9 protein-coding genes are annotated in these 13,416 nt (G+C 44.2%); 5 read left to right on the forward strand and 4 right to left on the reverse strand.

All coding sequences use genetic code 11. The features are described from left to right. Nucleotides 1-106: 106 nt before the first annotated feature. From IGI72_RS00195 to rny, 3 genes are all read left to right on the forward strand, one after another. Nucleotides 107-1,345 (forward strand): competence/damage-inducible protein A, encoded by a 1,239-nt coding sequence (locus tag IGI72_RS00195; protein WP_438752626.1) that lies wholly within the window; start codon nt 107-109, stop codon nt 1,343-1,345. A gap of 102 nt (nt 1,346-1,447) precedes the next feature. After that, the gene (gene recA, locus IGI72_RS00200; RefSeq protein WP_005226448.1) at nt 1,448-2,491 is read left to right on the forward strand and encodes a recombinase RecA; all 1,044 of its coding nucleotides are present in this window, start codon (nt 1,448-1,450) and stop codon (nt 2,489-2,491) included. A gap of 243 nt (nt 2,492-2,734) precedes the next feature. Continuing rightward, on the forward strand, nt 2,735-4,309 hold the full coding sequence (gene rny, locus IGI72_RS00205; protein WP_005232891.1) for a ribonuclease Y: 1,575 nt from the start codon (nt 2,735-2,737) through the stop codon (nt 4,307-4,309). Between the two features lie 298 nt (nt 4,310-4,607). Here rny and treR read toward each other — a convergent pair whose 3' ends face one another. The 3 genes from treR to IGI72_RS00220 are packed head-to-tail and all read right to left on the reverse strand — an operon-like array spanning nt 4,608 to nt 8,671. Beyond that, nucleotides 4,608-5,324, reverse strand: a complete 717-nt coding sequence (gene treR, locus IGI72_RS00210) for a trehalose operon repressor (protein WP_005226457.1) — start codon at nt 5,322-5,324, stop codon at nt 4,608-4,610. A gap of 54 nt (nt 5,325-5,378) precedes the next feature. Then, complete coding sequence (gene pgmB / locus IGI72_RS00215) at nt 5,379-6,029, reverse strand: beta-phosphoglucomutase (RefSeq protein WP_087626684.1); 651 nt, start codon at nt 6,027-6,029, stop codon at nt 5,379-5,381. A 14-nt stretch (nt 6,030-6,043) separates the two neighbouring features. Then, nucleotides 6,044-8,671 carry a glycoside hydrolase family 65 protein gene (locus IGI72_RS00220; protein ID WP_438752629.1) on the reverse strand — a complete coding sequence of 876 codons (2,628 nt, stop codon included), beginning with the start codon at nt 8,669-8,671 and terminating at the stop codon, nt 6,044-6,046. Between the two features lie 336 nt (nt 8,672-9,007). On the opposite strand from IGI72_RS00220, the gene treP reads away from it, so the two are divergent. Next, nucleotides 9,008-10,987, forward strand: coding sequence for a PTS system trehalose-specific EIIBC component (gene treP, locus IGI72_RS00225; protein ID WP_438752631.1), 1,980 nt, complete (start codon nt 9,008-9,010; stop codon nt 10,985-10,987). A gap of 121 nt (nt 10,988-11,108) precedes the next feature. Here the strand turns inward: treP and IGI72_RS00230 are convergent, their stop codons facing one another. After that, nucleotides 11,109-12,482 carry an MFS transporter gene (locus IGI72_RS00230; protein ID WP_010748497.1) on the reverse strand — a complete coding sequence of 458 codons (1,374 nt, stop codon included), beginning with the start codon at nt 12,480-12,482 and terminating at the stop codon, nt 11,109-11,111. Between the two features lie 258 nt (nt 12,483-12,740). Here IGI72_RS00230 and IGI72_RS00235 point away from each other — a divergent pair, with 258 nt between their 5' ends. After that, entirely contained in the window at nt 12,741-13,226 is a 486-nt protein-coding gene (locus IGI72_RS00235; protein WP_005226468.1) for a hypothetical protein, read from the forward strand. Nucleotides 13,227-13,416: the final 190 nt, after the last annotated feature.

A 13,416-nucleotide genomic window follows, 5' to 3' on the forward strand; every position in this document is an offset into this window, starting at 1 on the left:
AAGCGATAAAAACAAGGATACAAGTCACGAAAGTTCAGAAGTTTTCTGGACTTTTTTTGTCAATATGAAAGACTTTTACGTATCTGATAAATGAAGGAGTAAACGAATGAAAGCAGAAATTATTGCAGTCGGGACCGAATTACTTTTAGGACAGGTGGTGAATACGAACGCGACCTTCTTGTCAGAAGAACTGGCAAGTCTTGGGATCGATGTTTTTTATCATAGTGTTGTCGGGGACAACCCCAATCGCTTAGAAGAATTGCTGACGATCGCCGACAAACGCAGCGACTTGATCGTATTGTGCGGCGGCTTAGGGCCCACCGACGATGACTTGACGAAACAAGTCACTGCCCGTCATGTGGGACAAGAGTTAGTCAGAGATGAACCAGGTTATCACCAATTGAAAGCCTTCTTTGAAAACAGTCAACGGAGGATGACGGAAAACAATTTGCGGCAGACCCTCGTTTTTAAGGACGGTGTGTCTTTGCCAAATCCCAATGGACTAGCGATCGGGATCTTTTATCAGACAGCCGCTACCAGTTATTTGCTGCTGCCAGGACCACCAAGTGAACTACAGGCGATGTTTCTTACCCACGCAAAACAACTTCTGTTAGAGCAGTTTCCCCAAGAAGAGGTCTTGCTGTCTCGCGTTTTGCGCTATTACGGGATCGGGGAATCGGCATTGGTCACAGAATTGGCCGATTTGATCGAGAATCAAGTCAATCCCACCATCGCTCCTTATGCCAAACCCAATGAGGTCACGCTGCGTCTGACGGTCAAAACTGCAGACGAGGCGCAAGGAATCAAACAATTGGATGCGTTAGAAGAAACCGTCCAAGCACGGGTCGGTGCGTATTTCTATGGGTATGGGGAACAAAATTCGCTGGCAGAAACAGTCGTCGAGCGACTGATCGAGAAAAAGAAAACCGTCACCGCAGCGGAAAGTTTGACCGCTGGTTTGTTCCAAGCGACCCTAGGAGGGATTCCTGGCGTCTCTGAGGTGTTTCCCGGTGGGTTCGTGACATATTCTGCTGCAACAAAAAGCAAGCTCTTAGGCATCGATCCAGGGCTTTTGGAAAGCTATGGGACTGTTAGTCAGGAGTGTGCGGAAGCAATGGCCGTCTATGCCCGCAAACAAGCCGAGACCGATTATGCGGTGGCGTTTACTGGTGTTGCTGGTCCAGACGAGTTAGAAGGTCAGCCTAAAGGCACCGTTTGGATCGCCTTAGCTTCTGACAAAGGCGTCTCGAGCCAGCTGTATCACTTCAACCGCGACCGCGCCTATATTCGGCATAGTGCCGTCATGGCGGGCTTAAATCAAATACGTAAGGAATTATTAAATTAATGCGAATGTTTGTTCGTTTTTTCTTGCAATTTCCCGTCAGAAGGACTATTATTATCTTATGAACGACACACGAAAGTGATGAATATAAGGAGGATTATCCGTTTGGCAGATGATCGTAAAGCAGCCTTAGATGCTGCACTAAAGAAGATTGAAAAGAACTATGGTAAAGGTGCCATCATGAAGCTTGGCGAAAAAGTTGATCAACAAATTTCAACGATCCCAAGTGGTTCATTGGCCTTGGATGTTGCATTAGGTGTAGGTGGTTACCCACGAGGACGGATCGTAGAAGTTTACGGCCCAGAAAGTTCTGGTAAAACGACAGTTGCTTTACATGCCATTGCGGAAGTCCAAAAAAATGGCGGAACAGCAGCATTTATCGATGCCGAACATGCGTTAGATCCTCAATATGCGCAAAAATTAGGTGTAAATATCGATGATCTTTTGTTATCACAACCAGATACAGGGGAACAAGGATTAGAGATCGCTGACGCCTTAGTTTCAAGTGGTGCGGTTGATATCGTGGTCATTGACTCGGTAGCAGCTTTAGTCCCACGGGCGGAGATCGACGGTGAAATGGGTGATACCCACGTTGGTTTGCAAGCACGTTTGATGTCACAAGCATTACGGAAACTTTCTGGTTCCATCAACAAAACGAAAACGATCGCGATCTTTATCAACCAAATTCGGGAAAAAGTTGGGATCATGTTCGGGAATCCAGAAACGACGCCTGGTGGCCGTGCGTTGAAATTCTATTCAACCATCCGTTTGGAAGTACGTCGTGCTGAGCAATTGAAATCCGGTACAGATATCATCGGGAACCGCACGAAGATCAAAGTAGTCAAAAACAAAGTAGCGCCACCATTTAAAGTAGCAGAAGTCGACATGATGTATGGTCAAGGGATTTCCCAAGAAGGCGAATTGCTGGATATGGCTGTGGAACAAGACATCGTCGATAAAAGCGGTGCGTGGTATGCCTATAAAGGGGATCGTATCGGTCAAGGTCGTGAAAACGCCAAAAACTACATGCGTGAACACCAAGAAATGATGTTAGAAGTTTCTGCTCGCGTCCGCGATGCTTACGGGATTGGAACAGGAGAGACCGTAACCCTTGAGGAAGCGCAAGAAGAATTACCATTAGACGACTAAGTCTTGAAAAAGCCAAACAACCTCGTTGTTTGGCTTTTTTGTGGCTTTTTGCTAGATTCGTCCATTGTTGAAAAAACATCCGTAAAAAGGAAGGGTTGCGAAAGTTTACTTTATTATTTAAAGTTGACACTCTTGGGTTCAAACATTAGAATAAACGTATGTGGATTTCCACATAAGAAGTAGCGAATTGATAATTTTGTTATCCTTTGTTAATCAAAATTACAAAATATTTAAAAAGATAGTATGGAGGTGGATTCATTGGAACTACTTTACATTCTCCTCGCTATCATCGGTTTAATTGTCGGTCTTGGATTAGGAGTTTATGTGACGAAATCTCGTCATGAGAAAGAAATCAACGGCGCCCAAAATTCTGCAGCTGGAATTATCGAAAGCGCTAAGAAAGAAGCAGAAACTCTTAAAAAAGAAGCATTGTTAGAAGCTAAGGAAGAAAATCAGAAGTATCGGTCAGAGATTGAAAGTGAGTTGAAAGAAAGCAAACTTGATTTAAAATCACAAGAAAATCGTTTACTCCAAAGAGAACAAGTTCTTGATCGTAAGGACGATTCTTTGGAAAAACGAGAACGCTCACTTGAAGATAAAGAAGGCAGACTTAGTGAGAAACAACAATTAATTGACGAGCGAGAAAAAGAAGTAGAAAACTTAATCGATGGACAACAGAAAGAATTAGAGCGCATTGCTGCGCTGTCTAGAGATGAAGCAAAAGAGTTGATCATGAAATCAACGGAAGAGGAATTGAACCATGAATTAACGATCATGGTCAAAGAATCTGAACAGCGTGCGAAGGAAGAAGCAGATCGAAAAGCAAAAAATCTCTTGTCCTTAGCAATCCAACGTTGTGCCGCAGACCAAGTGTCTGAAACCACGGTATCGGTCGTATCATTACCAAACGATGAGATGAAAGGTCGAATCATCGGAAGAGAAGGTCGGAACATTCGCACCCTTGAAACATTGACAGGGATCGATTTGATCATTGATGACACGCCAGAAGCAGTCGTCTTATCAGGATTTGATCCGATTCGCCGTGAAATTGCTCGTATGACCCTTGAAAAACTGATTCAAGACGGCCGGATCCATCCAGCTCGAATTGAAGAAATGGTCGAAAAATCTCGGAAAGAAATGGATGAGCATATTCGTGAATATGGGGAACAAGCAGCCTTTGAAGTCGGCGCCCACACCCTTCATCCAGACTTGATCAAGATTTTAGGTCGTTTGCGTTTCCGTACCAGCTACGGACAAAACGTCTTGAACCACTCGATCGAAGTCGCAAAACTAACCGGTGTTCTTGCCGCAGAATTAGGCGAAGATATCCAGTTAGCCAAACGTGCTGGACTCTTGCATGATATCGGGAAAGCCCTTGACCATGAAATTGAAGGCTCTCACGTTGAGATCGGGGCTGAGTTAGCTGCCAAATACAAAGAAAATGGTGTGGTGATCAATGCGATCGCTTCTCACCATGGAGATGTTGAAGCAACATCGGTTATCTCTGTTTTAGTTGCAGCCGCAGATGCCTTGTCAGCAGCCCGTCCAGGTGCCCGCAGCGAATCATTGGAAAATTATATTCGCCGCTTGCAAAACCTAGAAAATATCGCCAACGGCTTCAAAGGGGTCGATTCCAGTTTTGCAGTCCAAGCCGGACGTGAAGTCCGTGTAATGGTCAAACCAGAAGAGATTTCTGATTTGGATGCTGTACGATTGGTTCGCGACATCCGCAAGAAGATCGAAGACGATTTGGATTACCCAGGTCATATCAAAGTAACCGTTATTCGCGAGACCCGCGCAACGGATTACGCCAAATAGCAAGCAAAAGCAGTATCCTCTCAGAGGATACTGCTTTTTTGTGTAGCTGATTGTCAATAAGGACGGCTGAGTTGTGCAAAATCGACTCTATTTCATCAGTCCCATAAATGATCGTGCCTTTTTTATTCGTCGGCAACAGAACAACGAACAAGCAAAAGGATGGCTCGATAGCGACAGAGGCGAAAAATGGGAGGATCGATCCAGTATTATCGAGTCGGGGGCTATTGAAAAACAAAACAGACCCAGACTTCTCGGGGAAGTCCAGGTCTGTTTCATGTGTTTCACGTCTATACGTCCATCAAATCTTGCGTCGGCGGGCAAAGTCCACAAAGCGGAATTTATCCAGTCGGTGGATCGATTCGGTGTATTCAAAACAGCGCGTGTCTTCTAGATACACGAGGCTGCGAACCGTAACGACATGCTGATCTTCAGGACGCAGATCCATTAGATCCCGCAATTCTTTGTTGACGGGGTCAACAGTGATTTCTTTTTGTGCATAAGCGATCTCAAGGCCAAGATCATTTTCAAAGTAATCAAAAATCGATACTTTCGCTCGGTTTTCTGGCAACTCTTCGATGATAGAAGCATCAAGGTAATCTTTATCCAAAATCACCACTTCTCCATCAATTCTCCGCTGACGGATCAGTTTCCATGCCTCAGAAGCAACAGGCCAACCAGTGGTCTCGTGAAGCTTTGGCGAAACGGCGATCTTGCGGATCTCGACAACCTTTGTTTCACTAGGAATGCGTTGGGTATCTTGCAGCTCTCGAAAACTCGTCAAGCCAGAAATCGGGAAATCAAAGCGATTCAAGTCTAAAACGATCGAACCTTTCCCTTGTTTCTTTTGGATATAACCAGCATCCCGCAATAAATTCAATGCCTTACGGACAGTCTCGCGGGAGACACCATAAGTTTTGATCAATTGGTTTTCGCTAGGCAGCAAAGAATGCGGAGGGTATTCGTTTGCTAGAATTTTTTGTTCTAAATCTAAAAATATTTCTTTGAACTTGTTCATCGGATTGCCCCCTCTTTGGCTATTATAGCGAGGCCAATTTGGAAATGCAATCGACTATTTCGCCAAAAGTTCGTCAATGTTTAGGTCCGTCAATTTTTCAACGATCACATCTGCACCGTGTAATTCTTCTCCTGAATAAACGCCTACCGCATACATACCAGCAGCTTTGATGCCGTCGATCCCTGCTTGAGCATCTTCAAAGCCAACTGCTTCTGCCGGTTCAATGCCTAGTGCCAGCGCTGCTTGGATAAAGATTTCTGGATCTGGTTTGCCTTTTTTCAAGGTTGCTGGGTCAACGATCGTATCAAAGTCTTGCATGACCCCAAGTTTGTCCAAAATAAACGGTGCATTTTTGGATGCCGAAGCGATCGCACAAGGAATGTTTTTTGCTTTGGCTTCATCAAGGAATGTCTTCACCCCTGGCAATAGATCATCAGGAGTCAAGTTTTGTAATAATTGTACATAGTGGGTATTTTTCTTCGTCGCTAACGCTTCTTTTTCGACTTCTGTGTAGGCGTCATTTTTGTTGCCTAGGGTTAAGATTCGCTCTAAAGAATCCATGCGGCTGATGCCTTTTAACTGCTCGTTGAACTTCAAATCGATCTCGATCCCGATCTCAGAAGCTAATTCTTTCCATGCAATGTAGTGGTATTTGGCCGTATCCGTGATAACGCCGTCTAAATCAAAAACAAATCCTTTTTTCATGTGTAACACTCCTTTTAATAAGTAATCGTTGCTTCTTTCTTTGCTTCTAGAGAAACTTGTTGCCCATTCACTAAGATCGTGACTGGCTGATCAGCGGTAATCGTCAATGTTTCATGTGTAACATTCATTGCAAAGCGGGTGCCGCGAACTTCTAGCTGAAAGGCTAAGCTGTCCCAAGCTTTCGGCAAGTTTGGCGTGATCTGCAGCTGCTCTTCTCGAATATCGATCCCAGCAAAAGTGGTTAATGGAATAAACAACGTAGCAGCCATGACACCGGCGTGAATGCCTTCTGCTGTAGTCCCGCCTTGGATATCACGGTAATCAGAAGAGAGGGCTTCTTGGTATAATGACCAAGCCAACTCCTGATCATCTACCATTGCCGCCAACTGGGCATGAACGATGCGTGACAACGTCGAGCCGTGGGAGGTACGAGCCAAGTAATAATGGAGATTTTTTTCAATATAGTCTGTTGGCAGCTGGTAAGAAAGATCTGCCAAAATCTGATTGACTTGCTCTTTTGAGAAATTGTAGAAAATCATCAAACTATCCGCTTGTTTCGCGACTTTGTAGCTGTCAGCACTCTTGCCTTCAGCGTTCAAGATGCGGTCCATCCGATAGATGTTGCCATATTTCTCTTTGTAGTGAGCCCAATCCAGATCTTCCAGCTGGAAGTACCCTTCAAATTGTGCAATGATGCCTTCTGGATCGATCTCTAAGCCCAGCTTGGTACGAATATCTGCCATAGCAGCAATATCTGCAGGGGTTAAAGCCGTTTTCTCTAATACCGCTTGGAAGCTCTCTGCTGAAAGTTGTTGTTGAAGGTTCTCGATCTCTTCAAACAACCATACTACCATCATATTGGTATAGGCGTTGTTTTTCAAGCCGCCTTGTTCACTATTTGGGTAGCTTTCATGAAATTCATCTGGTCCCATGACTTTATCGATAAAGTAACGTTGAGCAGCATCATCCCAGGTGGCAGCACTTTGCCAGAAATGAGCGACTTCTAACATCAATTCTAACCCATATTGTTCCATGAAGACTCGATCTTGCGTGTTGTGCCAGTATTGCCAAATGTTATAAGCGATCGCTAAGGAGACATGGCGTTGCAAGCGACTGTGATCTTCTTTCCATTCACCGCTGATAGGGTTCAAATGCAGTTCTTGGGATTGCTCACTGCCATCCAATCCTGATTGCCATGGGAACATGGCGCCTTGGTAGCCAGCTTTTTGGGCATCTTTTTTGGCAGCAGCTAAGCGGCGGTAGCGATACCGCAAAATTTCTTTGGCGGTGTCAGGAAAATGTAGAATGTAAAACGGTAAGATAAACAGTTCATCCCAGAAAATATGACCGCGATAGGCTTCACCATGTAGGCCACGGGCAGTGATACTGGCATCTAAGGACTCCTGATAAGCATTCGGTGCTGCGGAGACCAGCAGATGATACGTATGCAGATTCAGCATTTTTTGCGACATCAAGTCACCAGTGACTTCGATGGCCGCTTTTGCCCATAATTCAGCCCAGGCTTGTTTTGAGGCGGTATACATAGTCGCAAAATCAGGTAATGCTAAGGAAGAAAACGTAAATGCCGGTTGCGGCTCTTCTTGGCGATAAGCGGCAACAGTAACTGATTTTTCGACCCGATAAGTTTGTCCTTCCGTCACCTCAAGGGTTACTTGCTGACGGACGACCTGGTCGGTTGTTTCAGCTTGCAGCTCAGCCAATGGCAGGTCCTGTGAAAACAGTTCAGAGGATTGGACAACGGTAATCTGTGATTGGTTAGTGGTGACCACTAAATGCGCTTTGTTTTGTTCAGCTGTTGCCTCTTTCACGGTCAAATGCTGGTTGGTTAAACTACGGTAACGAGCGACGTTATAGTTATAGACCGATCCGTCGGCTTCACTGACGAAGGTAACGGCGCCAGAAAAGTTCAGCGGGGTAAACTGATAGACCAAGCTGTATTGGTGAACGTCTTGCATATTGGCGATCTTCTTCGTTTCGATTCGCAGACGCTTTTGTTTTTTGGTTTCAATTTCTGCCACTGATTGGAACAAGCCGGTCTTCAGATCCAATGTCCGTTTAAAGGAAAGGAGCTGATTGTTGGCGATATCGATCACTTCATCATCGATCTTTACGTACATTTTTTGCAGATTCGGTGCATTGACGAAGTCTTCATTGCTGATGGTATGACCAGAAACATCCGATTTCACCGTATTGTAAAGACTTGCTAAATACAGTCCTGGATAGTTCGCTTCACAAATGGTCATCTCAGGCGTTGTGCCTCGCAGCCCTAAATAGCCGTTACCGACGGTTAAAAGTGACTCCACCGAGTATTCATCTTTACCAGGGGTGTAGCCATAGTATTCGAGGCGCCAAGGAATTTCAGCAGTTTTTTCTTCATACTGTTCTTTCGTAGTGCAAACAAAGGGACGATTCAATTTTTCTGTCAACCATTGGTCCAGTGAAAAAGTCCCTTCTTCATTTGTAAACACCAGCGATTCAGAGACGATCCCGCCACCTTCCATTTGTTGCAGCTGCGCGGTCAGTGCGGCAACGCGCTCACTGTCAGTCCCAGAAAACGGATAGGTCGTACCAGTTTGATCCGTTAACAGCCATTGTTCCTTAGACAATATAATCGTATTCACAGTAGTTGTCCTCCTTTAAACTTGTCTATACATGCAAAATGATTATAACGTAAATTGTAAGCTATTTCAATTTATCTAGCCTGTTTTTTTATTCTTTTTTGTCAAATAAACAGTAAATAAAGTTGTAGGCAATATTATTTTATATTAATGAAATATTTTAAAAAACGTTTATTTATCAAGGTTTTTATATGGTACCTTTGCTATTTGCTTGTATTGTTTATAGAAAAAGTGAAAAAAATTGGTTTGAAACGCTTGCAATATCAAAATTATCAAGTTATGATTAGTGCGTAATCAAAACATATATATACAAGTGGAGATGAAAGGGGTTTATTAATTATGGGAAAGTATCGTGATGATGCTGAGAAGCTGCTGGAATATGTTGGCGGCAAAGAAAATATCGCCGCAGTAACACATTGCGCGACACGGATGCGTTTTGTTTTGAACGATCAGTCAAAAGCAAACGAAAAGGCAATTGAAGAAATTCCAAGTGTCAAAGGAATGTTTACCAATGCGGGACAATTCCAAGTCATTATCGGCAATGATGTCTCAACGTTTTACAATGATTTTACCGATGTATCAGGAATAGAAGGTGTTTCTAAAGAACAAAGTAAAGCGATTGCAAAAAACAATCAAAATATCGTGCAACGAGCGATCGCTACGTTAGCTGAGATCTTTACCCCGTTATTACCAGCGATTATTGTCGGTGGTTTGATGCTAGGGCTGAGAAATTTCTTAGAAGGTGTACCGCTAGAAGCTCTAGGTGGACAAACCATTACACAAGCTTCTACTTTTTGGAACGGTGTCAACGGCTTTTTATGGCTGCCCTGTGAAGCGATCTTTCACTTTCTACCAGTAGGGATTACTTGGAGTATTACACGTAAGATGGGAACCACGCAAATATTAGGGATTGTTTTAGGGATTACATTGGTTTCACCGCAATTATTAAATGCTTATTCAGTAAGTTCAACTTCTGCTGCAGAAATTGCTCAAAATTATACGTGGGACTTCGGGTTCTTCACTATTGATAAAATTGGGTATCAAGCACAAGTGATCCCAGCAATGCTGGCAGGTTTCTTATTGGTTTATCTTGAAAGATTCTTCCGGAAATGGATTCCAGAAGCGGTTTCAATGATCTTCGTTCCATTGTTCTCATTGCTGCCAACTATTTTAGCAGCCCACATGGTGTTAGGTCCAATCGGTTGGCAAATCGGATCAGGCATTTCTTGGGTCGTAAATGCTGGCTTGACCTCACCATTAAACTGGTTATTTGGTTTCATTTTCGGTGGCTTGTATGCGCCTTTGGTTATTACCGGATTGCATCATACAACGCTAGCGATCGACTCTCAATTAGTAGCGGATTTTGGGACAACCAACCTTTGGCCAATGATCATGCTGTCAAATATTGCGCAAGGTACGGCAGTATTGGCGATTTGGTTCCTTCACCGTGGCAATAAAAAAGAAGAACAAGTCTCTGTTCCAGCAACGATTTCTGCTTACATGGGGGTTACTGAACCAGCGATGTTCGGGATCAATTTGAAATATGTTTACCCATTTGTCGCAGCAATGGTAGGTTCTGCCTTTGGTGGAATGCTGATCACTGCAACGAATACCCGTGCACTAGGTATTGGTGTAGGGGGACTGCCTGGCTTCTTATCATTTAAAATTGAAAACTATCCAATGGTCTTCATCTCAATGGCGGTGACGATTGCCATCACGTTTGTTTGCACCATCATCTTTAGAAAAGTTACCTTCTTAAATAAATTAGAACCGCAATTGGCTGCTGATACAGCTGCAGCAGCGGCTGTTGCACCAACGACGGCTGCACCGACAACTGCATCCCCAGAAGCGGCACAAGTTTCAGAGGAAACCCTTTATGCTCCAGCTGATGGGAAAGTAGTTGCCATCACTGAAGTTTCTGATCCTGTCTTTTCTCAAAAAATGATGGGTGACGGCTTTGCTGTTCAGCCAACGAATGGAACGATTTATGCTCCTGTTGCAGGTACGATCTCTAGCATTTTTGAAACAAAGCATGCAATTGGGATTTTAACGCCTGGTGGCGCGGAAGTTCTTGTTCATATGGGCTTAGATACTGTGGAATTAAAAGGTGCGCCATTTGAGGTCCTTGTTTCTGAAGGTGACACGGTCACACCAGAAACGAAGATTGCAGTGATGGATCTAGATGCAGTGACCGCAGCTGGCAAACAGACAGATGTTTTAACAGTCATCACGAATGCCGAAAAAGTGCGTCAGCTTTCATTGACGACTACAGGCACAGTGACAGCCAAAACAGCGGTTGGTTCCGCTGAATTAAACTAAAAAAATAATCCGTTTCCGAGAGCGCCCTTTGACTAAGAAGGGGGATCGGAAGCGGATTTTTTTATGGCCGCCCTCAAGGGAGAGCGGCTTTTGTCTTGGTTTTCAATGGGTAAAGCCGCAGTTAGCTGACGGCTTTTTTGTCGGTGCTTTTGCGGAAGTAGTTGATCGTTAATAGGAAAGTCAGTAAGACTAAGGCCCACAAAAAGAATAAGGCGATTTGAGAGCCGATGACCGTCCCTTGGGTGTAATCGGTCGCCGCATTTTGTGCCAAATTGATAATGGTCGCCACCACAGCCGTCGCCACTGCACCAGAAAATTGCTGTAGCGTATTAAAGATCGCATTACCGTCCGCGTACAACGCAGGAGTCAGCTTGTTTAAGCCGGTGGTCATCATATTGCTGTAGGCTAAGCCGATCCCGATCATGTAAAAGACATGTCCAGCAACTAGGCTCCAAATGAAAGGCGAACGCAAAACGAGGGCTAAGGCAAGCCAACCGATGGCAATCAACGTCAAACCAGACAGGATCGGTTTTTTCGGTCCAACTTTATCCAGCAACCGACCAGAGATCGGCGCAAGGATCGCCCCGATCGCCGCCCCAGGAAGCATAACTAATCCTGCAGTAAAGGCATCTTTTCCCAAGACGAGTTGGACAAAGTTCGGCAAGACAAAGGAAATGCCCAGTAAAAGGAACTGACAAACAAGAAAGCCAAACAGAAACAAACTGAAGCTGCGGTTTTTCAAAACAGCCAAACGAATCAAAGGGTTCGGGCCTTTTGAGCGTTGATAAAACAAGCCAGCACCAATGAAACCGAAAAGCAGCGGCAGTAGACTCGCTAAGGTGCCTACTTGATTCAAGAACAATAAGAAGCCGCTGAACATCAAGACGATTCCTAATACACTCAGTAAATCCAGGGAAGTGTCTTTTGCCCCAGCCGTTTTAGGGATCGAGTAAAGGCCGAGTACTAGGGAGATCAGCAAGACTGGGATCAAGAAAAGAAAGATCGCATTCCAAGACCAATGGGCGGTCAATAAGCCCCCATATGTCGGTCCGATCGCTGGAGCGATGGAAGTGGTCAAATTCCCTAAGCCGATTGCCGCTCCCCGTTTTTCAAAGGGGGAGTAAGTCAAAATGATGTGGAACATCAAAGGCAGTGCGATCCCTGTGCTGGCACCTTGGAAAAAGCGGCCAATCAGCAAAATGGCAAACGTCGGCGATAAAAAGTCGATCACCAAGCCAACAAGGAAAAAGGCGTTGGCAGCTAGAAACAAGGTTCTCAATGAGAAGCGTTTCAAAAGGTAGGTCGATATTGGGACAATGATGGAGATGACCAGCAAGTAGATGGTCGTCACCCATTGAACATCGGATGTTGAAAGCGTAAATTGATCGATCAATGTCGGAAACGTTACATTCATGGCAGTTTCAATCAGCACACCTGCAAATGACATCAATCCGGTTGCGAGGATCGCCCCCACGAGTTTTTTGTTGTTTTCCATATTCTCACCTCTAAAAATTCGCAAAAAAAGAGACCGTTTCTATTCTCATAGAAACCGCCTCTCTCTCGACAAGCGAACCCGCTTGTTATCTGTACGATTTAATCTATCGCTATTCTACTGACTTCATAAGAAAGTGTCAAGAGAAGTGGATAAAAAAATAGCAAAAAACTTTTTTGAAAGTTTTCAAATTTTTACTTACACGAAAAATTTTCTTCTGCTAGAATAGTCGAGTACGAAAAAGAGAAAGGAAGTTGTTACATGCCCATCAATAAAAAAGAAAGTTTGATCTATACGACACTTATGTGTATTTTCATGGTGTATTTTATGAGTGTTTATAACCTCATGTTTCAAGTCGGTGTTTCGGCATTGGCATTCCAATTGGCGTGGAATGAATTGCCATTAGCCCTTTGTGTCGCCTTTATTTTGGATTGGTTCATTGTTTCTGGTCCGGCAAAAGGTTTGGCGTTTCGATTTTTGGACCATCAATCAGCTACTTGGAAAAAAATCGGGTTGATTTCTTCATTGATGATCGCCGGCATGGTGATCTGTATGTCACTCTTTGGTGCGTTGATGCACCCAAACCCTGATCACTCGGTGTTCGTCAATTGGCTAAGCAACATTGGGAAAAATGTGATCGTCGCATTGCCGTTGCAATTGTTCATTGCAGGTCCAATCGTTCGCCGGGTGTTTCGCGCCTTGTTTCCTATTGGCACTGTGCAAGAACAGCCAGTACTAGGGGAATAATCAATCATTAGAAAAAACGTACTGCAGACAGGTTCTGCCAAGGTTAGCTAAAACAGCTAGCTTGGCGATACCTGGACTTGCGGCACGTTTTTTTGCTTTTATAGACAGCAAAAAAACCCATAGGATGGTATGGGTTTTTTTGGTTACCCTATGAAATAGGATACAGGATGTACCTATATAGTAATATGGT

Origin of the sequence: Enterococcus sp. DIV1059_2 (assembly GCF_051713685.1) — a bacterium.
GTDB lineage: Bacteria > Bacillota > Bacilli > Lactobacillales > Enterococcaceae > Enterococcus_D > Enterococcus_D casseliflavus.

Bases quoted from the DNA above. Each gene is read 5' to 3' on its own strand.
- IGI72_RS00195 (WP_438752626.1), top strand. From the start codon at position 107: ATGAAAGCAGAAATTATTGCAGTCGGGACCGAATTACTTTTAGGACAG.
- rny (WP_005232891.1), top strand. From the start codon at position 2,735: ATGGAGGTGGATTCATTGGAACTACTTTACATTCTCCTCGCTATCATC.
- treR (WP_005226457.1), bottom strand. From the start codon at position 5,324: ATGAACAAGTTCAAAGAAATATTTTTAGATTTAGAACAAAAAATTCTA.
- pgmB (WP_087626684.1), bottom strand. From the start codon at position 6,029: ATGAAAAAAGGATTTGTTTTTGATTTAGACGGCGTTATCACGGATACG.
- treP (WP_438752631.1), top strand. From the start codon at position 9,008: ATGGGAAAGTATCGTGATGATGCTGAGAAGCTGCTGGAATATGTTGGC.
- IGI72_RS00230 (WP_010748497.1), bottom strand. From the start codon at position 12,482: ATGGAAAACAACAAAAAACTCGTGGGGGCGATCCTCGCAACCGGATTG.
- IGI72_RS00235 (WP_005226468.1), top strand. From the start codon at position 12,741: ATGCCCATCAATAAAAAAGAAAGTTTGATCTATACGACACTTATGTGT.